14 protein-coding genes, 1 tRNA gene and 1 pseudogene are annotated in these 20,725 nt (G+C 67.5%); 6 read left to right on the forward strand and 10 right to left on the reverse strand.

What is annotated here, in order from left to right; translation table 11 throughout:
- Nucleotides 1-271, reverse strand: a pseudogene (locus D0C15_RS35330) (cytochrome bc1 complex cytochrome b subunit); the annotation flags it as partial.
- Nucleotides 272-617: 346 nt separating this feature from the next.
- Between D0C15_RS35330 and D0C15_RS31710 the strand changes: the two are divergent.
- Nucleotides 618-1,850 carry an Nramp family divalent metal transporter gene (locus tag D0C15_RS31710; RefSeq protein WP_116051748.1) on the forward strand — a complete coding sequence of 411 codons (1,233 nt, stop codon included), beginning with the start codon at nt 618-620 and terminating at the stop codon, nt 1,848-1,850.
- Nucleotides 1,851-2,596: 746 nt separating this feature from the next.
- Here D0C15_RS31710 and D0C15_RS31715 read toward each other — a convergent pair.
- Nucleotides 2,597-2,986 carry a four-helix bundle copper-binding protein gene (locus tag D0C15_RS31715; RefSeq protein ID WP_425455449.1) on the reverse strand — a complete coding sequence of 130 codons (390 nt, stop codon included), beginning with the start codon at nt 2,984-2,986 and terminating at the stop codon, nt 2,597-2,599.
- 609 nt (nt 2,987-3,595) lie between these two features.
- Nucleotides 3,596-4,945, reverse strand: coding sequence for an MFS transporter (locus tag D0C15_RS31720; RefSeq protein ID WP_211323403.1), 1,350 nt, complete (start codon nt 4,943-4,945; stop codon nt 3,596-3,598).
- A gap of 52 nt (nt 4,946-4,997) precedes the next feature.
- On the opposite strand from D0C15_RS31720, the gene D0C15_RS31725 reads away from it, so the two are divergent.
- Nucleotides 4,998-5,348: an ArsR/SmtB family transcription factor gene (locus D0C15_RS31725; RefSeq protein WP_116051751.1), complete on the forward strand. Its 351-nt coding sequence runs from the start codon at nt 4,998-5,000 to the stop codon at nt 5,346-5,348.
- A gap of 749 nt (nt 5,349-6,097) precedes the next feature.
- Here the strand turns inward: D0C15_RS31725 and D0C15_RS31735 are convergent.
- A tRNA-Leu gene (locus D0C15_RS31735) sits at nt 6,098-6,184 on the reverse strand.
- Nucleotides 6,185-6,327: 143 nt separating this feature from the next.
- Between D0C15_RS31735 and D0C15_RS31740 the strand changes: the two genes are divergently transcribed.
- A complete protein-coding gene (locus tag D0C15_RS31740) occupies nt 6,328-7,650 on the forward strand; it encodes a M20/M25/M40 family metallo-hydrolase (protein WP_116051757.1) in 1,323 nt (440 codons plus the stop codon).
- A gap of 130 nt (nt 7,651-7,780) precedes the next feature.
- Here D0C15_RS31740 and D0C15_RS31745 read toward each other — a convergent pair whose 3' ends face one another.
- The 3 genes from D0C15_RS31745 to D0C15_RS31755 all read right to left on the reverse strand — a co-directional run bounded on the left by D0C15_RS31745 (nt 7,781) and on the right by D0C15_RS31755 (nt 10,085).
- Nucleotides 7,781-8,014: a DUF5703 family protein gene (locus D0C15_RS31745; RefSeq protein WP_091677086.1), complete on the reverse strand. Its 234-nt coding sequence runs from the start codon at nt 8,012-8,014 to the stop codon at nt 7,781-7,783.
- Nucleotides 8,011-9,024: a YncE family protein gene (locus D0C15_RS31750; protein WP_116051758.1), complete on the reverse strand. Its 1,014-nt coding sequence runs from the start codon at nt 9,022-9,024 to the stop codon at nt 8,011-8,013. Before D0C15_RS31750 ends, D0C15_RS31745 begins: the two co-directional genes overlap by 4 nt.
- A gap of 95 nt (nt 9,025-9,119) precedes the next feature.
- Nucleotides 9,120-10,085 carry an aldo/keto reductase gene (locus D0C15_RS31755; RefSeq protein WP_162830332.1) on the reverse strand — a complete coding sequence of 322 codons (966 nt, stop codon included), beginning with the start codon at nt 10,083-10,085 and terminating at the stop codon, nt 9,120-9,122.
- A gap of 165 nt (nt 10,086-10,250) precedes the next feature.
- Between D0C15_RS31755 and D0C15_RS31760 the strand changes: the two genes are divergently transcribed.
- The 3 genes from D0C15_RS31760 to D0C15_RS31770 are packed head-to-tail and all read left to right on the forward strand — an operon-like array spanning nt 10,251 to nt 13,910.
- On the forward strand, nt 10,251-11,087 hold the full coding sequence (locus tag D0C15_RS31760; RefSeq protein WP_116051752.1) for an undecaprenyl-diphosphate phosphatase: 837 nt from the start codon (nt 10,251-10,253) through the stop codon (nt 11,085-11,087).
- A 52-nt stretch (nt 11,088-11,139) separates the two neighbouring features.
- Nucleotides 11,140-11,856 carry a histidine phosphatase family protein gene (locus tag D0C15_RS31765; protein ID WP_116051753.1) on the forward strand — a complete coding sequence of 239 codons (717 nt, stop codon included), beginning with the start codon at nt 11,140-11,142 and terminating at the stop codon, nt 11,854-11,856.
- Nucleotides 11,853-13,910: a M3 family metallopeptidase gene (locus tag D0C15_RS31770; RefSeq protein WP_116051754.1), complete on the forward strand. Its 2,058-nt coding sequence runs from the start codon at nt 11,853-11,855 to the stop codon at nt 13,908-13,910. The genes D0C15_RS31765 and D0C15_RS31770 overlap by 4 nt, the downstream gene beginning before the upstream one ends.
- Before the next feature lie 109 nt (nt 13,911-14,019).
- On the opposite strand, the gene D0C15_RS31775 is transcribed toward D0C15_RS31770, so the two are convergent.
- The 3 genes from D0C15_RS31775 to D0C15_RS31785 form a co-directional block, all read right to left on the reverse strand.
- A complete protein-coding gene (locus D0C15_RS31775; protein WP_116051755.1) occupies nt 14,020-15,009 on the reverse strand; it encodes a malate dehydrogenase in 990 nt (329 codons plus the stop codon).
- 79 nt (nt 15,010-15,088) lie between these two features.
- Nucleotides 15,089-17,179, reverse strand: coding sequence for an FUSC family protein (locus tag D0C15_RS31780; protein ID WP_116051760.1), 2,091 nt, complete (start codon nt 17,177-17,179; stop codon nt 15,089-15,091).
- Between the two features lie 32 nt (nt 17,180-17,211).
- Nucleotides 17,212-20,508, reverse strand: a complete 3,297-nt coding sequence (locus tag D0C15_RS31785) for a GH92 family glycosyl hydrolase (RefSeq protein WP_116051756.1) — start codon at nt 20,506-20,508, stop codon at nt 17,212-17,214.
- Nucleotides 20,509-20,725: the final 217 nt, after the last annotated feature.

The raw sequence follows: 20,725 nt of genomic DNA on the forward strand, positions 1-20,725 counted from the left end.
CCTGCAGGTTCTGGTACGGGCCGTTGTAGATGACCTCCTCCATGGAGGGGTCGAAGAACAACGTCAGGTACACCCCGGACAGGATCACGATGATGAAGCTGTAGAGCGCGATCTCACCGAGCAGGAACGACCAGTGGTTCGGGAAGACCTTGTTCATCTGGTGCCGCATGCCCTTGGCGAGGCGGTACCGCTGATCCGCACTTCTCGCGGCTTCGGCGAATTGCCGCTCGGCAGCACCGGAACCCTTGGTCGGCGTGGTCAGCGAACTCATCGGCAGCGCTCCCATGCGGCGTCGGGTGCGATCGCTACAACCGAGCAGCCTACTATAGGCCGTAGTACTCCGCTGGGTGCTGGAACCGGCACCTGACTGCCCGCACGGAAAGTCCTGCCCGTACCGGCGGCATGGTCGAGGTCGACCTGGGGCCTGTCCGCACGGTTGCCTCGCCCAACTCGCCGAGCCCTTCTGTCGCAGTGGCGCCAGCGCAGACCTCCTCCAGCGAGACAAGGTCGACGTACTTGCCTCCCGACCCCTCAGGACACAGGGCGAGGCTGACAATGGAGTTTTGTTAGACTAACCTCAAATTTCGGAACACCGAAATCTGCAGAGGGGTACCTGGATGACATCGGCGGCGACCCGGACTCGGTTGACGCACGCGCGAAGCGGCCTCCTGTTGCTGGGCCCGGCGTTCGTCGCCGCCATCGCGTACGTCGACCCCGGCAACGTGGCGTCGAACGTCAGCGCGGGAGCTCAGTTCGGCTACCTGCTGGTGTGGGTAATCGTCGCCGCGAACCTGATGGCCGGCCTCGTGCAGTACCTCTCCGCCAAACTCGGGTTGGTCACAGGAATGTCGCTACCGGAAGCTCTGCGGGACCGACTGGGCCGTCCGGCGCGACTGGCCTACTGGGTTCAGGCCGAACTCGTGGCCGTGGCCACCGATCTCGCCGAGGTGGTCGGCGGCGCGATCGCCTTGCACCTGTTGTTCGGCTTACCCCTGTTTGTTGGGGGACTCATCACCGGGGTTGTCTCGCTGGCCCTGTTGGCGATCTACGACCGAGGCGGATCACGCCGGTTTGAACGAGTCATCATCGGATTCCTCGCGGTGATCGCGATCGGCTTTCTGGTCGGGTTGTTCGTCGAGCCTCCCTCGGTGTCGTCGACGGTCGGTGGCCTCGTTCCCCGCTTTGCCGGCGCCGAGAGCGTTCTGCTGGCCGCCGCCATGCTGGGCGCGACGGTCATGCCGCATGCGATCTACCTTCATTCCGGGCTCGCCCGCGACAGGCACGGCCGTTCCGCGCACGGCCAACTGCGGCGCCTCCTTCGCGCGACCCGGTTCGACGTCGGTCTTGCGATGCTGCTCGCCGGAGCCGTCAACCTCGGCATGCTGCTTCTCGCGGCGACCAATCTGCAGGGACTCGACGGCGTTGATTCGATCGAGGGAGCGCAGGCGGCGGTGCAGAACGCGCTCGGTCCCGTGGTCGCACTACTGTTCGCGATCGGCCTGCTGGCCTCTGGTCTGGCGTCCGCTTCGGTCGGCGCCTACGCCGGTGCCATGATCATGCAAGGCTTGCTTCGCAGACACGTTCCGCTGCTGCTTCGTCGACTCTTCACACTGGCTCCGGCGCTCGTCGTACTCGCGGCCGGTGTGGACCCCAGCCGGGCGCTCGTCATCTCGCAGGTGGTGCTGTCCTTCGGTATCCCGTTCGCGTTGGCCCCACTGGTGCGGTTGACCAGCGACCGCCGCCTCATGGGCACCGACGCCAACCACCGGTCGACCGTCATTCTCGCCTGGATGGTGGCCGCGGTGATCAGCGCGCTCAACGTGCTGCTGCTCTACCTCACGATCCGCTGACCCCCGAACTACCGGTTGACTGTCGAGGCGGAGCGATCACACCTAGGAAGCTGATCACGTATGGCTGTGCCGCGAGGTGAACGCCCACGGGCCTCGTGGTGCGGGCTGAACGACATACTGTCCCGGCGCAACTCGCCTGCGGAAAATGGGCGTGGTCGCCGCACAGGACTGGAGCCGCCATCTCTGTGTCCGCCGGAACACCCGGCAGGGCGCGGCGCGATGCGGACGAATGCACTTGTGCGGTTGGCGATCAGCGCAGGACCGCAGGTGCCGCTAACCGATCAAACTGGACCAGTAGGCCCAGAAGGCCTGAGCGACTATGAACCACCCCGGGTTCATAGTCGAACTAGCTGTTGCGGGTTTTGGGACGGCCTTGGACCGGGCCGCATTACCGCGATGCACGTCGAGTGCTGGTCAACAATTCGTGGGTGCGGTTGCGACTTTCGGTAACTCGGGCACGCCCCCTCATCGTGGACCGTCTGGTTGTCGCGCTTCGTTTTCGACAATCCCGGGTTGAATCAGGGCCGACATTCGCGTAGGGGTGTTTGCCAATTGCCGTCTCCGCTCATAATGCGCGGACTTTCCGCCGCAACTACGAACTCACCGCTGAGAACAACGACTGGCACCAGTCGAGGGCCTGAACCCAGTTGTCATCGATTAGCACACACATCCACTGCTGAGTGTGGTTGTTGTCGTGTGCCCGCTTGAAGTCTCGGGCGGGCCCAACGGCATGGGTGACTGTTCAGTCAGCCCAGGGACGTGATCAAGTCGCGGCAGGCCTGTTCGCAGCGCCGGCATGTCTCCGCGCAGATCCGGCAGTGATCGTGCTTGCTGCCGTGCCGGTCGCACTCGTCGCCACAGGATTTGCACGCCTGCGCGCAGGCTTCCAGAACCACTCGAGTCAAGTTGGCGTCGTAGCCGGTGTGCCGGGACAATACGCGGCTGGTGGTGTCACAGACGTCCGCGCAATCCGAGTTCGCGCGGATGCACTTGGTCAACTCGGCGACAGTATCCTCGCTCAGGCAAGCATCAGCACAGGCCGTGCACGCCTGGGCGCATTCGACACACGCCTCGATGCAGGCAGCGGTCTTCTCCCGGTCGATGTCACCTAGATCCTTCGGGTAGGTCTGCAGCATCTCCCTTGCCACGGTCATTCCACGCCGTCCCTTCCGAGTTTCCGATGTTCGTCAACGCGAGCCCTCAACAGGCATCACCTCGCACGGCAATACCCGTGCTGGGCTCGGCTAAACCGCCCACGCAAACTTACCTACTTTCGGGGGGAAGAGGGCGTCGAGCGTCTCCAAGTGGCGCCGCTGGTGACCACGATGGTTCCGGTCTGGCGGCCACACGGTGCGGGCCCGTACCGGGTAGTGCATCGGAATCTTGTCGAGCTTCTTTCGCCTGGGAGGCTCGTTGTCAATGCGGCACCGGACGGTGAGCCAGCTCGACGCCGGCGCTGGGAAATCGACAATGAGCGGGCGCGAGCTGGTGAGCAGCTTTGCCCGGACGTGAGTCCCATGACTTGCGGTTATCTAGATTGATGCGCGTGGTCAGTGTTGTGGGGTTCGCTTGCGCATCTATTCGGGTAAATGCCGTGTTGGCTGGATCGCTTTCTTTTGGCGCCCGGGAGTCATGCGACTTTTTCACGTCCAGTTACTATTCGCATCGAAAGTAGCGTTGCCGTGCAAGATTGGTTCGTGGCCACCAGTGGGGTGAGACTCGAAGAGCCGTTGTCGGCGATCGGGTCACCGCGCACTGGTGGGCCAGCGCTCGTGGGTGTCATCGATGACGTAGGTGTGGCGGTGCTGCCACATGCCGGGCTCAATCTCGATCGCGTCTGCGACATGATCGTGGTCGGCCAGGGGAGCGTGGTGGACGTGATCGAGAAGATCTGGATCGTGTTTGGGCCAGGACTTCAGTGCCACCGAGAGTCCGCTCACGCCGATCGCGGCGAGCACACCCCAGGTCGTGGTGAATCCGGCGGCGGTACCGAGCCAGCCGGCGATGGGGTAGGTCAGCAGCCAGCAGGCGTGGGAGAGGGAGAACTGAGCGGCGAAAATAGCGGGGCGGTCGCTGAAGGCGCTGGAGCGGCGCAAGACCCGGCCCACGGGAGTGAGTACCATGCCGGTTCCGGTGCCGATCACCGCCCACACCACCAGCGCCATCGGCCAGCGGGCAACGGCCGCACTCACCATCGACAGGATGATCACGCTGGCCAGGCCCACCAGCAGCACTACTGCGCCGGACATCATGACCCGACGTTCCGGTACACGGTCCAGCATGCGCGGCAGGCTGAGTGCGACCACCATGGTGCCGAGACCGTTGGCCGCGAACAACACCGCCACGTCGGCCTGGGACCGCCCTAGGGTGTCCAGGACGTAGGTGAAGGTGTTGACCATGACTACCGCCCCGACAGCGGCCACGGCGAGGTTCAGGCCCATCAGTCCGCGTAGCCGGGGTGTTGCCCGGAAGATGCGGGTCCCGGACGAGATTCGGTCCCACGCTCCCCGGCGAGCGGCGGGTAGCGCGTTCGGGACCGTGGTGGTGAGCACCAGGACCGCCGAGATGGCGAAACCGACCGAGGTGCCGGTGAACAACCAGTGGAAACTCAGCACGCTCAACATCGCGGCCGCCAGAACGGGGGACAGCAGGTTTTCCATGGTTGACGCGAGCTGGGAAGCCGACAAGGCTTTGGTGTAGTCGCGCTCGTCGGGCAGGATGTCGGGCAGCACGGCTTGGAACGTCGGGGTGAACGCGGCCGAGGCCGATTGCAGCACCACAATCAACACGTAGATCTGCCACACCTGATCTACGAACGGAAGCGCCAGCACGACCAGCGCCCGCACGGCGTCCAGGCTCACCAGCATCGTGCGTCGCGGGATCTGGCCGACGTAGGCACCGGCCAGTGGCGCCACGATCACATAGGTGATCATCTTGATGGCGAGTGCCGTGCCCAGCACGGCACCCGCGTCCGCGCGAGCCAGCTCATAGGCCAGCAAGCCCAGCGCCACCGTCGCCAAGCCCGTGCCGAACAACGCCACTACCTGTGCTGCGAACAGATGCCGGTAATCACGATGAGCGAACAACGACACCAGGGACCTCGACCTTCTCGGGTGACAACGGCAGCCCATGTAATCATAGGTGCTTATGTACGCACACGACATCACAAGAGAGCAGTGGGGTCAGTTGCCACCCCCCGGGCACATCGAGGTGGCCTCCACCGCGCTGCGGATGCTGGCCGACCCCACCCGTATGCGGATGTTGTGGCTGCTCTCCGGCGACGAGTACGACGTCGCCACACTGGCCGCCGCGGTACAGATCGCCCGCCCGGCCGTGTCGCAGCACCTGGCCAAACTCAAACTCGCCGGACTGGTGAACCTTCGCCGCGACGGCCGCCGCGCCTATTACGCGGCTCGAGGCGGTCACGTCCGCCGCCTGCTTGCTGAGTCACTCAACGCCGCCGAGCACCAGGTACACGGACTCCCCGAACACGACTGAGTGACGGCACAACTATGTGAACGGCGCATCGTGAGTCAGCGGCGACGAAGGTGATGGAACCGGCCAGTACGGAGTTCTGCCCTGGGAGACCGTCGCCGACCGGCAAGGGAGGACGCCGCTCGGCTGGCCTGCCGTTCCAGGCCAGCGCGGACAAGGACGCCCAACTAGTCGGGATTCGGAGCCACTGAGTAGAGATCTGCTGGACGTCCGCCCAGAGAAGCTCGCGCTCGAGGCGGTCCCCCGGTCGTGCCCGGCACCTTCGTTCATCGTGACCAAGCGTGCCGCTGCAGGTGTGTCATCAGGGTGGGAGAGACTGATTGCCACCGGACCGTGTCTCCTTTCTCCCGCAGCAAGATCAGGCACTGGTTCGGGTCGAGGTCCCGCATCCGTAGGGAGAGGGCACCGCCGCGACGGCAGGCGGTCTCGGTATGCAGCCGAAGCATTAGGGAGTCCAGCTCGGGGTCATTGCCGGTCGTGGCGGCGACCTGGTTGATCTCGGCGAGGCGGGTGCTGCGCGACGGGTGGAGGGTGGCCGCCGCGGCTTGGCCACTTTCCGCGCTGGATCGTCGGCATGCTGTATCAGCCCGTCTGCGACCGCATGCCGGGAACGATCGCGGTGATCGGGGGGCGACTCACGGCGCCTCCGCGTGGAGCCAGAGCGCCGGAAGGCGATGAGGAGTTGGCCTGCGGCGAGGCCGCCAGCAGCGAGTGTTCAAGTACGTGTCAGGAGCGGAGTCCACTCCGTATTTTGGTGTCCGAGGGGGGACTTGAACCCCCACGCCCGTTAAGGGCACTAGCACCTCAAGCTAGCGCGTCTGCCATTCCGCCACTCGGACTTGCTGGGAACACAGTATACGAGCCCTCCGAAGCCTGCGAAGGTGGGGGTGACTCACGGTGTCTGTCTCGGTGTTTGCCCTGGCAATGGTAGGAATGCCAGGTAGTGAGCAAACCGAACGATCGAACAGGGCGGGCCGGCACCGTGAGTGAGCAGAACCAGATCGAGACAGCCGCAGACGACGCGGTCACGCTGACCAGCGAGCTGATTCGGATCGACACGACCAATACGGGTGATCCGGACACCCTGGTCGGCGAGCGGGCGGCCGCCGAGTACGTCGCCGAGAAGCTGACCTCGGCCGGCTACGAGATCGAGTACGTCGAGTCGGGTGCCAAGAACCGGCACAACGTCATCGCTCGGCTGCCCGGGGCTGACCCCTCGCGGGGCGCCCTGCTCATCCACGGTCACCTCGACGTCGTGCCCGCCGACGCATCCGAGTGGTCGGTGCACCCGTTCTCCGGCGCGGTGCAGGACGGCTACGTCTGGGGCCGTGGCGCCGTCGACATGAAGGATATGGTGGGCATGACGCTCGCCCTGGCCTGCCACTACAAGCGGAACAACATCGTCCCCCCGCGCGACCTGATCTTCGCCTTCGTCGCTGACGAGGAGGCAGGCGGCAAGTACGGCGCACAGTGGCTCGTTGAGCACCGGCCCGACCTGTTCGAGGGCGCCACCGAGGCGATCAGCGAGGTCGGCGGCTTCTCCATCACCCTGAAGGACGATGTCCGTGCTTACCTGATCGAGACCGCCGAAAAGGGCATCCGCTGGATGAAGCTGCGCGTGCGCGGCACCGCCGGCCACGGCTCGATGATCCACCGCGACAACGCCGTCACCAAACTGTCCGAGGCCGTCGCCCGCCTCGGCAACCACCGCTTCCCCCTGGTCCTCACCGACTCCGTCCGCGAGTTTCTGGCCGGAGTCACCGAGATCACCGGCTGGGACTTTCCCGAGGACGACATCGACGGCGCCGTCGCCAAGCTCGGCAACATCTCCCGCATGATCGGCGCCACCCTCCGCGACACCGCCAACCCCACCATGCTCACAGCCGGCTACAAATCCAACGTCATCCCATCCACCGCGGAGGCCGCTGTCGACTGCCGCATCCTGCCCGGCCGGCTCGAGGCGTTCGACCGGGAGCTCGACGCCATCCTCGGCCCGGACATCGAGAAGGAGTGGATGGAGCTGCCGCCGGTCGAAACCACCTTCGACGGCGCCCTTGTCGATGCCATGACCGCTTCCGTGCTCGCCGAGGACCCCGGCGCCCGCACACTTCCTTACATGCTTTCCGGCGGGACAGACGCGAAGGCCTTCCAGACCCTCGGCATTCGCAACTTCGGCTTCGCGCCGCTCAAGCTTCCCGCCGAACTCGACTTCTCCGCCTTGTTCCACGGCGTGGACGAGCGGGTCCCCGTCGACGCCCTGCGCTTCGGCACCCGGGTGCTCGACCGCTTCCTGCGTGCATCGTGACCAGGCCCCAGTGCCTCTCGGCTGTCCGAGTTCCGTTGCATCGCGCCCTGCCGCCTCGACAATCGGACTTCGCCGGCCGAGTCCCACGGATCAGCACGACGTCTTGATCCGCGACTCTCGCCACGCACTGTCAGATGATCGGGCCAGGCAGCCCCGCGGCCGCCAGCGTCCGGCGCCTGCGTAACCACACGCGCCTCGTCCCGTCCGCGTAGAGGCGCACGTTCGACAGCTCCCACCCCGAGAACTCCGCCTGTATGGAGAGCTGGACGGCCGCGGAGAGACGGGAGACACCCGGCGGCAGCTGCAGCCGCCGGTACTCCCATTTCTCCGTGAAAGAACTCTCCTCGCTGTCCTCTCCGCTCATGGCGTGATCACCTGAATCCCTTCTCCAGCCGCCGAGCCGACCACCACCTGACCGGTGCGGTCGTCCACGGCCACCGAGTTCGGCTGCCGAACAGTGGGAAACCTGTACTTCTCCTCGGGCTCGCCGCCGCGCAGGTCGAAACCGACGACCTCGTTCCGCTCGGTCAGCGTCACCCAGGCCAGCTGCCGCTCCGGATCGCTGGCGATCCCGTAGACACCGCCCGGCACCGGGTACCGCTGCCGGAGCAGCAGTGGGTCCGTGGAGAACGCGAGCAGCGCACCCGCCCTCGTATCGGTCACCAGCACACGACCGAACGGATCTGCCACCGCGTTCGTCGCGCCCTGGCCCGCCCGCAGGCCGACGTCCACCGTGCCGGCCTCGACATCCACCTCGAACAACGCCGTCCGCAACCGGTCCAGCACCACCGTGTGTCCACCAGCGGTGACCAGTTGATCAGCGCTGTACAGCTCACCGGAGATCGTCTTCGTCACCGTCTCGCCATCGAGCACCTCGATGGCCTTGCGATCCCGTACGGCGACCAGCGAACGCCCGTCCTGAGTCACCGAGGAAACGGGCGCACCGGCCACGTCGACCGTCCTCACTTTGCGCCCGGACGGCTCGATCCACACCACGCTGCCTGTCTCGGGAACGGCCGCCACGAACCGTCCCGCCTGCACCGACAGATTCTCGACGGCACCCGCCAAGGCCACGCTGCGCGGCTTCGCGCCAGGCGCGTCCAGATCATGCAGAACCACCGACGGTGGCTGCTCGACGGCGACCGCCAGCGTCCGGCTGGCCGGCGCCACCGCCAGCGCGGCGACCTCCTCGGCTGGCAGGACCGTCCCCTCGGGCTCCACCGTCGTGGCCGGCGACACCGCAGCCGTCGCCGCCACGGGGTCCGCGACGACCTGCAGCGGATCACCGCCCGCATCTACCTCGGAGCACCCGGCGAGTACCAGCGTGCAGGCGAGGCCGATCGCGACCAGCGGGGCGGTGGCGATGTGCTTCACCGAGTGACCTTCCGGTTCGTGGCTGACGGTTCTCTCCAGCATCCCCCACGGGCGTTGTCTCGTCACGTGAGCGTCATCTCGATGACCGGGCACCGTCACCGAGGCCACCGCTCCGGATAGCCGAAGTCGATCGCGGAAACGTCGTCGAGGGCTGCCTTGATCGCCGGCGGGAGTGTGAGCTCCTCCGCCGCCAGTGACCCGGTCAGCTGCCCGGTGTCCCGCGCACCGACCACGGGCGCGACCACCCCTGGCCGGTCCCGCACCCAGGCCAGCGCCACGACGAGCGGTGAGGTCCCCAGGCCGTCCGCGGCCGTCGCGACCGCCTCGACGATCCGTCCCGCCCTTTCCGTGCGGTGCTGCTCCACGTAGCCCGCGTACGTCGGCGATGCGCCCCTGGAGTCGGCTGGTGTGCCCGTGCGGTACTTGCCGGTCAGCACCCCGCGACCCAGCGGCGCCCAGGGCAGCACGCCGATGCCGTGATGGGCCGCCGCGGGCACGACCTCACGTTCGATCCCGCGCTCCAGTAGCGAGTACTCCACCTGCGTGGACACGATGCGCGTTTCCCTGGAGAGGGTCGCCGCGGTCGCGAGCTGCCAGCCCGAGTAGTTCGACACTCCGGCATAACGGACCTTGCCGCTGGTGACCGCGAAATCCAGTGCCGAGAGTGTTTCCTCCAGCGGTACATGGCTGTCCCAGGCGTGCAGCTGCCATAGGTCCAGGTGATCCACTCCGAGTCTGCGCAGCGAACCGTCGAGCGCGCTGAGCAGCGCACCCCTGGACGCACCACCGCCGAACGGCCCTTCGGTACGTCGCGCCACGGCCTTCGTGGCGAGCACGATGTCCGCACGAGGCACCAGGTCGGACAGCAGCGAACCGAGCACCTGCTCGCTCTCGCCGCCGCCGTAGATGTCGGCCGTGTCCACCAGCGTGCCGCCCGCATCGACGAACGCGACCAGCTGGCTCGCGGCCTCCTCGGCGTCGGTTTCGGTACCCCAGGACATGGTGCCGAGAGCCATCCTGGAGACCCTCAGGCCAGAGGCGCCGAGCTGCCGAGTTTCCATGGCCCTCTACCTTAACCTTCGTCAGATCATCTACTTGACCAAGGCGCGTTAAGCCGGGATCGCTCGCCCGATAGTGTCGGCGCCCGTGCGAATGCTTCTCGATTTCGACAAGTGCGATGCCCACGCCGCGCCCCAGCGCGCCACCCGCCTCCCGGGAGCGCTGACGTGAGCTGGTTCGAAGCGATCGTGCTGGGCCTGGTCCAGGGGCTGACCGAGTTCCTGCCGATCTCCTCCAGCGCCCATCTGCGCATCACCGCCGCCTTCGCGGGCTGGGGCGACCCCGGCGCCGCCTTCACCGCCGTCACACAGCTCGGCACCGAGGCGGCCGTGATCCTCTACTTCGGCAAGAAGATCGTCAACATCCTCTCCGCCTGGTTCTTCTCGCTCTACAAGCCGGAGTACCGCAGCGATCCCGACGCGCGGATGGGCTGGCTGATCATCGTCGGCTCACTGCCCATCGTCGTGCTCGGACTGCTGTTCCAGGAAAAGATCGAGCACGCGTTCCGCGATCTGCGGCTGATCGCCACCACGCTCATCGTGTTCGGCATCCTGCTCTGGATCGCCGACCGGATCGGGCGCAAGGAGCGCGACCTCGACCACCTGACCGTCCCGCACGGTCTCGGATACGGGTTCGCGCAGGCACTCGCCCTGATTCCCGGGGTGTCCCGCTCCGGTGGCACGATCACCGGCGGTCTGCTGCTCGGGTACAGACGTGCCGACGCGGCCGAGTACTCCTTCCTGCTGGCCATCCCCGCGGTAATGGGTTCGGGCTTCTACAAGCTCGCCGACATAGGGGCGGGGCAGGGACCCGCGGTGGGACCGACGATCCTGGCGACGATCGTCGCGTTCGGCGTCGGCTACGTCGTGATCGCCTGGTTGATGGCGTTCATCAAGAAGCGCACCTTCGTCCCGTTCGTGCTGTACCGGATCGCGCTGGGCATCCTGCTGTTCGTCCTGGTCTTCAGCGGAGTTCTCGACCCGGAGGCAGGCCCGGTCGTATAGCCGGAACCGCCGACAGCGTGTCCAGTGATCGCCCGGCACGTAGGGTGGCGGCGTGGGTACCGTCATCCTCCTGCGCCATGGCCGCTCGACCGCGAACGGTTCGGGTGTGCTCGCCGGGCGTTCGCCCGGGGTCGACCTCGACAGCACAGGGCGAACACAGGCAGAGGCACTCGTCCAGCGACTCTCGGGAATCCCGTTGGCCGCGCTTGTCGCGTCTCCGCTACAGCGGTGCGCGCAGACCCTCGCGCCCTTGGCGGAGGCGCGCGGCCTGACACCGGAAACCGATCCCGAACTGTCCGAGGTGGACTACGGCGACTGGACCGGCCGGGAACTCAAGGATCTGGCGAACGAACCGCTTTGGCGAGTGGTGCAGGCCCACCCGTCCGCGGCGGTGTTTCCGGGCGGTGAAGGCTTGGCTGCCATGCAGTGCCGCGCGGTCCGCGCCATCCGCCGCCACGACGAGCGGATCACCGCGGAGCACGGTGCGCACGCGGTATGGGTCGCGTGCACCCATGGCGACATGATCAAGTCCGTGCTCGCCGACGCCCTCGGCCAGCACCTGGACTCCTTCCAGCGCATCGTCGTCGAGCCCGGCTCGGTGTCGGTGGTCCGCTACACCGAGCTGCGCCCTTTCGTGCTCAGGATGAACGACCACGGGGCCGACCTCGGCGGCATCGTTCCGCCGGAGCCCGAGAGCGGCAAGGAGGGAGACCCGGCGTCGTCCGACGCCGCGGTCGGGGGATCGACGGGACGAAAGGATCGAGAGTGACCACTGGGGACAACCCGTTCGACGCGCCGAGTGACCTGCCCTATGGGCTGCCACCGTTCGACCGGGTCGATGACGAGCACTTCCTGCCCGCCTTCGAGGCGGGTATCGCCGAGCACGCCGCCGAGATCGACCGGATCGCCACCGACCCCGGCACTCCGACGGTGGAGAACACTCTCGTCGCGCTGGAACGGTCAGGCCGGCTACTCGGACGCGTTTCCGCGGTGTTCTTCAACCTCGCGGGTTCGGACTCGACCCCGCGAATCCAGGAGATCCAGGCCGACATCGCGCCACGGCTGGCCGCGCACGCCGACGCCATCCACCTCGACCCGCGCCTGTACACCAGGATCGACGACCTGTACTCGCGCCGCGACGAACTCGGCCTCGATCCGGAGACGGCGTGGCTGCTGGAGCGCTACCGCCTGGAGTTCCAGCGGGCAGGCGCGGGTCTGCCCGAGCCGGACCAGGAACGCCTGCGCGCGCTCAACGAGGAACTGTCCTCACTGAGCACCCGGTTCCAGAACAACCTGCTCTCCGACACCAACGACCTGGCGGTGCTCGTTTCCGACGCGACCGAGCTGGCCGGGCTGTCCGAGGACACGATCGCCGCGGCCGCCGAGGCGGCGACCGCACGCGGCAACGACGGCGCCTACCTGATCAAGCTCGGCCTCCCGACGGCCCAGCCCGTGCTGGCCTCGCTGCGCGACAGCGGACTGCGCGAGCGGATTCACACAGCGTCGGTCAGCCGGGCCGCGCGCGGCAACGAACACGACAACTCGGCGACGCTGGCCCGGATCACCGAGTTGCGGGCGGAACGTGCACGCCTGCTCGGTTTCCCCGACCACGCGGCCTACATGATCTCCGACCAGACCGCCGGTACCGCGGACTCCGCCCTCGCCCTGTTGCGGCAGCTCGCGCCGGTCGCCGCCCGCAACGCGCAGGCCGAGCAGGACGAGCTGCGGCAGGTCGCCGACGCGGACCCAGCGCACAGCGGCGAGCTCGCGCCCTGGGACTGGGCCTACTACGCGGAACAGGTCCGCAAGGAACGGTTCGACATCGACACCGCCGCCCTGCGGCCGTACTTCGAACTGGAACGGGTCCTGATCGACGGCGTCTTCTACGCCGCGGGCCGCCTCTACGGGCTGACCTTCACCGAACGCCACGACCTCCCGGTCTACCACCCCGAGGTCAGGGTGTTCGAGGTCCACGACGCCGACGGCAGCGGACTGGGCCTGTTCCTCGGCGACTACTACACCCGCGACACCAAACGCGGCGGCGCGTGGATGAACAACTTCGTCGAACAGTCCCGCCTGCTGGGCGAACGCCCGGTGGTGGTGAACAACCTCAACATCGTCCGGCCACCGGAGGGCGAGCCGACGCTGCTCACCTTCGACGAGGTGATCACCGCGTTCCACGAATTCGGCCACGCACTGCACGGTCTGCTGTCCGATGTGCACTACCCGAAGTTCTCCGGGGCCAACGTGCCACGCGACTTCGTGGAGTTTCCCTCACAGGTCAACGAGATGTGGGCGTTGTGGCCGGAGGTGCTGGCGAACTACGCGAGGCACCACCGCACGGGGGAGCCGCTGCCGCAGGAGCTGGTGGACCGGCTCGTGGAGTCACAACACCACGGCGAGGGGTTCCGCACCACCGAATACCTCGGTGCGGCACTGCTGGACCAGGCCTGGCACGCACTGGCGCCGGGGGAGCGGATCGAGGCGGGCGACGTGGCCAGGTTCGAGGCCGAGGCACTGGAGAAGGAAGGCGTGGCCTTGCCCGCCGTTCCGCCGCGATACCGCAGCACCTACTTCGCGCACATCTTCAGCGGCGGGTACAGCGCCGGCTACTACTCCTACATCTGGAGTGAGGTGCTCGACGCCGACTCGGTGGAGTGGTTCCGCGAGAACGGTGGCCTGACCAGGACCAACGGGGACCACTTCCGGTCGAAGCTGCTGGCACGCGGCGGCAGCATCGACTCGATGCGGGCCTTCCGCGAATTCCGCGGCAGGGACCCTGAACTCGAGCCGCTCCTGCGCCGCCACAACTTCATCGGCTAGGGGAGTTCCCCAATGCCACATTGGGGACGTTGAAGTTCCCCAATGTGGCATTGGAGACGCTCAGGTTCCCGAATGCCACATTGGGGAACTTCGAAAGCGCGCCAGCCGCTCAGATCAGGCCGAGCTGCTTCACCGCGTCGCGCTCCTCGGTGAGCTCGCGGACCGAGGCGTCGATCCGCTCGCGGGAGAAGTCGTTGACCTCGAGGCCCTGCACGATCTCGTACTTGCCGCCCTTGGTGGTGACCGGGAACGACGAGATCAGGCCCTCGGGCACGCCGTAGGAACCGTCCGAAGGAATGGCCATCGAGGTCCAGTCACCGTCGGCGGTGCCGTTCACCCAGGTGTTGACGTGGTCGATGGCCGCGGAGGCGGCGGACGACGCGGGCGACGCGCCCCGTGCCTCGATGATGGCCGCGCCGCGCTTGGCGACGGTCGGGATGAACTCGTCGGCCAGCCACGCCTGGTCGTTCACGGCCTCGGCGGCGTTCTTGCCCGCGACCTCGGCGTGGAAGATGTCCGGGTACTGGGTGGCCGAGTGGTTGCCCCAGATCGTCAGCTTCTTGATGTCGGCGACCGGGGTGCCGAGCTTCTTCGACAGCTGCGCGAGCGCGCGGTTGTGGTCCAGGCGCGTCATCGCGGTGAACCGCTCGGCCGGGACGTCGGGGGCGTGCGACTGGGCGATCAGCGCGTTCGTGTTGGCGGGGTTGCCCACCACGAGCACCTTGATGTCCTCGGCCGCGCCGGCGTTGATGGCCTCGCCCTGCGGCTTGAAGATGCCACCATTGGCCTCGAGCAGGTCGCCACGCTCCATCCCCTTCGCGCGGGGGCGGGCGCCGACCAGCAGCGCGACATTCGCACCCTCGAACGCCTGCTTGGCGTCATCGAAGATGTCGATCCCGGCGAGCAGCGGGAATGCGCAGTCCTGCAGTTCCATCGCGGTGCCCTCGGCCGCCTTCACAGCCTGCGGGATCTCCAGCAGGCGCAGCTTCACCGGCGTGTCCTGGCCGAGCAGCTGACCGGACGCGATGCGGAAGAGCAGTGCGTAGCCGATCTGGCCGGCGGCGCCGGTGACGGTGACGTTGACAGGGGCCTGGGTCATTGCGTTCTCCTGCTGACGGGGTCGTTGCTTGTGCGGGCGATGCTATCCGGCGCGGCGGGGGCGTAGCGGGTGCGTCGCCTCACGTCGACCTTGATCGGTTGAGCGTGACCGCCGGCTCATCAGTGTCGCGCACCGGGACGTCGAAGGCAGGACCGAGCGCCAGCACACCGATATCGAGCCTGCCGAGACTGGAGAGCACCGAGCGCTGCGCGATCTCCGGTGCCGTTTCGCCAGGCGGTTCTCCCGTCGCCCGCAACAGGACGTGACCGCCCGCGGAAGACGGGTCGTGCGTGATCTCGATCAGCGTGTCCACGTTGCGCCCGATCCGACCGGCGAGGTCGTACAGCGCGGGCTGCCCGTGGAGCAGGCCCGGCTGTGCTCGTGCGGCGATATGCCGCGCCCGGAACGCCATCGCCTCGACCCCGCTGAGCACGTACCAGCCGTAGTCCCTGCGAGCGCTGAGGTTGACCGGGTGGGTGAGCGGCTCGACGGTGGCCCGCAGCCGCCCGACGGCCCGGTCGAGGTCCCTGGAGAGTTCGATCACGTTGACGTTCTCGGTGCCAGCCAGCAGGCCGGTGGCCCGGTCGAGGAACTCGCGGAGCCCGGTCAGCACGTCCCGCAGATCGTCGAGCATCGCCGCTCTCGTCCGCACCGGGACGATCAGCACCGCGGCCAGCACCCCGGCCAGTGCGCCGACGGCGGTCTCCGCGAGCCGCACGCCCAGCACCGAGTAGCTGAACGTGCCGAGCAGGCTGTACAGCAGCCCGAGCATCGTCGTGACGAAGAACGCCATCGCGGTCTGCGAGACGCGCGACACGTAGACCATCCCGAAGACACACACGAGGATCAGCCCGATCGTCGCGGGCTGGTTCCCGCCCACCAGCAATGCGGAGAGCGCGCCACCGAAGATCCCGACGATGGTTCCGCCGAGACGCCGTGCACCCTTCACGAAGGTGGCGCCAGCGGTGGAGGAGCCGAGGAACACCACGAATACCGTGAGCACCGCCCAGTACCACCGCTGCGGCGAGATCAGCTCGCCCCCGAGCACCGCGAGCCCACCACCCACGACGGCTTGCAGCGCGCTGCGCGTCTGGTTGTCGAAGGCGAAGATCCTGGTCTTCTCCCGTTCCGGGGACGTGCCGGGCTCCTGCACGGGCTCGCTCTCGGCCAGCTCTACGGAATAGTCCCGTTCGGCGACGCGCTGCGCGTTGACATCGGCGAGTGCGAGTTCGGCGATGGCCCTGCGTAGCTCATCACCTGGCTGTGGACGTTCCCGCAGGCTGCTGCCCTCGACCAGCATCCGGCTGAACTCCTCGGTGTCACTGATCAGCGGCAGATCCCTGGGATCGCGTTCGATCAACGCTCTGAACCGGCGCAGCCGCGCGACGAGTTCGGTCCTGATCTCCGGTGCGAGCTCCTCGACGCAGGTTCGGCGGGTAGTGATCGAGAGCCACTGCACCGCGAGTTCGACCTCGATCGCCCGCCTGCGCAACATCCCGGCCGCACGTGTGCCGATGACGTCCTCCGCCGTGTCCTCGATCAGCAGCACACACTCGTGCAGCCGGGAGTCGGCCTTGCGTAGTTGCCTGCGCGTCCGGTCGTTCCCGCCACCGGAGAGGTAGCTCGCCGACGTGCTGATCACGGTGGCGAGCCGGGCCCGGAACGCCCTGCGGATCCGCAGCAGCTCGCGGTCGGGGCGGCGGGGAAGCAGGAGGAAGCGGACGAGCGCGTTGGCGGCGATCCCCACCGCGAGCGCCGCCAGCAGCGCGGGTACCTGGGCGAGCGAGGTGCCGAGGAACATCGCGAAGAAGAACAGGAAGAACGTGATCGACCCGAGCGCGACCCCTCGAGGACCGAAGCGCTGGGCGTACACCGCGACGAAGATCAGCAGCACGAAGATGACGCCGTCCAGCGGCGGAACGTCGTTGCCGAGGCTGGCCGAGGTGAGGGACACGGCGCCAGCGAGCAGTCCGAGCAGCAGCGTGAGCGCCTGACCCACCGGGGTCGGATCGTTCACCGTGAACGCCGCCATCATCGCCGCGATGGCCCCGACCAGGGTGATCGTCAGCGGCTGCCCGGCGGGCAGCAGCACGGCCACCGCGACGGCGATGCCGAGCACGGCCGACGCGGCGACCCGTAGCCGGACGAAGCCGGGATCGGACGCGGCCATGCGGTCGAGCGCGTTTTCCAGGAGCCCGCGGATCACGAGGCTGCCTCCGGCTCGGCGAGGAGCTCCAGCTGCGCGAGGCACAGTCGTGGACCGTCGGTCGCGCGCACCCGCAACCGGTAATGACGCACGGTTGCGGGATCGGCGATCGTGAACGCTCTGGTCTGCCGGCGCATGGTGAAGGTCTGGTCGGTGCGTTCATCCAGCACGGTCCAGTCGGCGCCATCGGGAGAGCCCTCCAGCACCCACGATCGCGGGTCGGCTTCCTGACGGCCCGAGGTGAGCGTGTAAATCCGTACGCGGGACGCGGGTCCGTCGACGGTGATGTCGATGACCGGGGCCGGGACCGAGAATCGAGCCTCGGTGCCGGTGGTGTCGTCCACGAGTGCCACGGGGTCGGTGCCGTCGGAGCAGCGCAGGGTCGCGACGACGTCGATGAGAGGTGCGGGCCACTCGGTTCCGAGCGACGGCGGGACGTCCGTCTCCCCGCTGCCCCAATCGGAGGGTTCGGGGCCCATGTCGAAGTCGAGCACCGCTCCCTCGGCGAGGACCGCGTGGCCGATGGAGGTGGACGTGTGCTGTTCGCCGTTGACCTTCAACCCCCGCACGTAGATGTTGTCGGCACTGTTCTCCGGGGCGTTGATCACCAGCTTTCTGTCGCCCCGCAGGTGCACGGTGGCCCTGGTGAACAGTGGCGAGCCGATCGCGTAGTGCGGGCTGCCCACGGCCAGCGGGTAGAACCCGAGCGCGCTGAGGACATACCAGGCGGACATCTCGCCGTTGTCCTCGTCGCCCGCGTAGCCCTGTCCCAGATCACTGCCGAGGTAGAGCCGGGACAGGATCTCGCGCACCTTCTCCTGCGTCCTCGCGGGTGTGCCCGCATGGTTGTACATGTACGGAATGTGATGCGAGGGCTGGTTGGAATGGGCGTACTGGCCCATCCGGACCTCGCGAGCCTCGGACATCTCGTGGATGACCGCGCCGTAGTCACCTGGCTTGCCGCCACGTTCCGCAGTGCCGAAGAAGCGGTCGAGTTTGGCCGCGAGTGCGGCTCTGCCGCCGTGCAACGCGGCGAGCCCCTGCCCGTCGTGCGGCGCGCTGAACGCGGTGTTCCAGCCGTTGGTCTCGGTGTAGTCCGGACCCCAGTGCGCAGGGTCGTAGTCCTCAGCGGGACCTCGCCAGTTCCCGTCCTTCGTGCGACCGCGGAAGAACCCGGTTCTGCTGTCGAAGTGATGGGCGTAGTGCAGCGCGCGGTTGCGGAAGTACGCCGCATTGTCACGGAATTCCGTCCGCCGCGGGTCGTCGGGCTCCGCCTGCTCGTACAGGGCCTGTGACCAGTTGGCGATGCCGAAGTCGTTGACGCAGCCGTCGAGTGCCCAGGACAGTCCCTCCCTGGTCGCGGTGGGGGTGAAGCCGAGGAAGATCGACTCGGCGAGTCCCTTCCTGCCGACACCTCGGTCCGGCGGAGTGACCGTCGCGTTGCGCACGGCCGCGTCGTAGGCCCCGAGTACGTCGAAACCGTGCACCCCCTTCAGATAGGCGTCCGCGAACGCCACGTCCGAACTGGTCCCGGTCATCAGGTCGGCGGAACCGGGTGCGGACCAGCGGGGGATCCACCCACCCTCCCGGTAGTGCTGGACGAATCCGTCGATCAGTTCCCCGCAACGTTCCGGTGTGAACAGGGCATATGCGGGCCAAGTGGTGCGGTAGGTGTCCCAGAAGCCGTTGTTGACGTAGATCTCGCCATCGATCACCCGCGCGCCGGTTCGCCTGCGGGTGCTCGGCCACCAGCGGCGCTGGACCGGACTGGCGTGGCGGGGAACGGGATGTTGCGCGTCCCCGGTGTTCTCGTGTGCGACGTTCGGGTAGAGGAACAGCCGGTAGAGGTTGGAGTAGAAGGTGGTCAGCTGGTCCTGGCTCGCACCCTCGATCTGGAACCGGCCCAGCTCGTCCTGCCACCGTTGCCGCGCTCGATCTTTGACCTCGTCGAACGTCACCGACGCCGGCAACTCCTGTTCGAGGTTGTGCCGCGCCTGCCTGAGGCTGATCAGTGAGGTGGCGATCCGCAGTGTCACCACCGGGCTGTCGAAGGTCAGGTACCCGGTGACGGTTCGCCACCACGGCCTGCGGATGCGTCCGCCGCCGGTCGCCGGACGGTCCGCTGTGCCGTACACATACATCCGGCGCGCGCCCTTCGAGAGCCTGCTGCGCACCCAGGTGTGTCCGGAGACCGTCGCGGTCGCCGGGTCGACCCTGAGTCCGCCGCGGTTGCGCGCGTTGTCGAACAGCAGCCAGCCGCTGCCCTCGGGAAAGGCCACCCGCAGCAGTGCTCCGTGCTCGGTGGGCGCGAGTTCGGTCTCGATGCCGGAGATGAAACGGACGGCGTAGTGGTGCGGGCGGTCGGTCTCGTCGGCGTGCGCGAAGGGCTGAGCTCTGTCCGGCCGTCGATGGGTCACCGGTCCTGATCCCGGCATGATCTGGAAGGTGTGCCTGTCGCCCATCCAGGGGCTCGGCTGGTGGCTGACCGCGAACGCCTGAAGCGCGGGCTGGTTCTGTTCGGTGTTCGCCCGGTGGTACTCGTAGATCCAGTCGAGTGCACCGGCGTCGGTGACGGGCGTCCAGAAGTTGAAGCCGTGCGGCACCGCCGTGGCGGGGAAGGTGTTGCCCCGGGAGAACTGCCTGCTCGCGTGGCTGCCTCTGGTCGTGCGGACGTGGTCCACCGCGTCGAGCGCTTCCGCCGCCGGCCGGGCCGTGCGGATCCGCACGTCGTCGAGCCAGCCGCTGAGTTCGTCGTCGCCTTCGGGCGCATCAGTGGTGAGCACGATGGCGCGGATCGTGCGCCCGGCCGCCACTGCGCCGACCCTGCAGCGCACCAGGTTCCATTGGTCCACCGAGAGGGATTTGGCCGCACCCTGGGCCGCGGCGGTCAGCCCGAAACCGTATTGGTCGCTTGCCGCCCTGCCCGCGAGTGTGCTGCCGTCGTCGAACTCCAGATCGATGGCGACGAACGTACTGCGGTAGGACGGCCAGCGCGTCAGTTCCGGGAAGACCACGTAGGACAGTTCGGTGTCCTCGCTGACCACGACGTCCACGGCGAACAGGCCGGCCCGAGCCTGTCCTGCCGCCGACGTCGCGTAGTGCAGTGCCCGCATGCCGGTGAAACCCGCACCCGTCCGTGCCGCGGGTGCTCGGACCGGGCCGGAACCGACGTGCACCCGCAGTCGCGATCCCGTGCCCGGTGGCGGTTCGCCGTCCTCGAAGGAGCAGTAAAAGCCGGATGCGGTCGCGGTCACGGGCCCACGGTAATGGGGAACGAACCGCCATGCTCGCATCGGACACGGAGAACCGGTGGCGGCGACCAAACCATCGATCGTCCCGTCCCCGGGACTGTGTCGTGAGCGGTGTTTCTGGCCCGACACGCCGGGGTGAAATCCGGCGGGATGGGTACGGACAGTGATGGCATCCGATGCTGTGAGCGCGGATCAGAGGAAGATGAGGAAGTCGGAGCGGGAGCGGTCGGCCGAGCAGGCTGCCGCGGCGGCGATGGTG

Origin of the sequence: Amycolatopsis palatopharyngis (assembly GCF_003385185.1) — a bacterium.
Lineage (GTDB): Bacteria > Actinomycetota > Actinomycetes > Mycobacteriales > Pseudonocardiaceae > Amycolatopsis > Amycolatopsis palatopharyngis.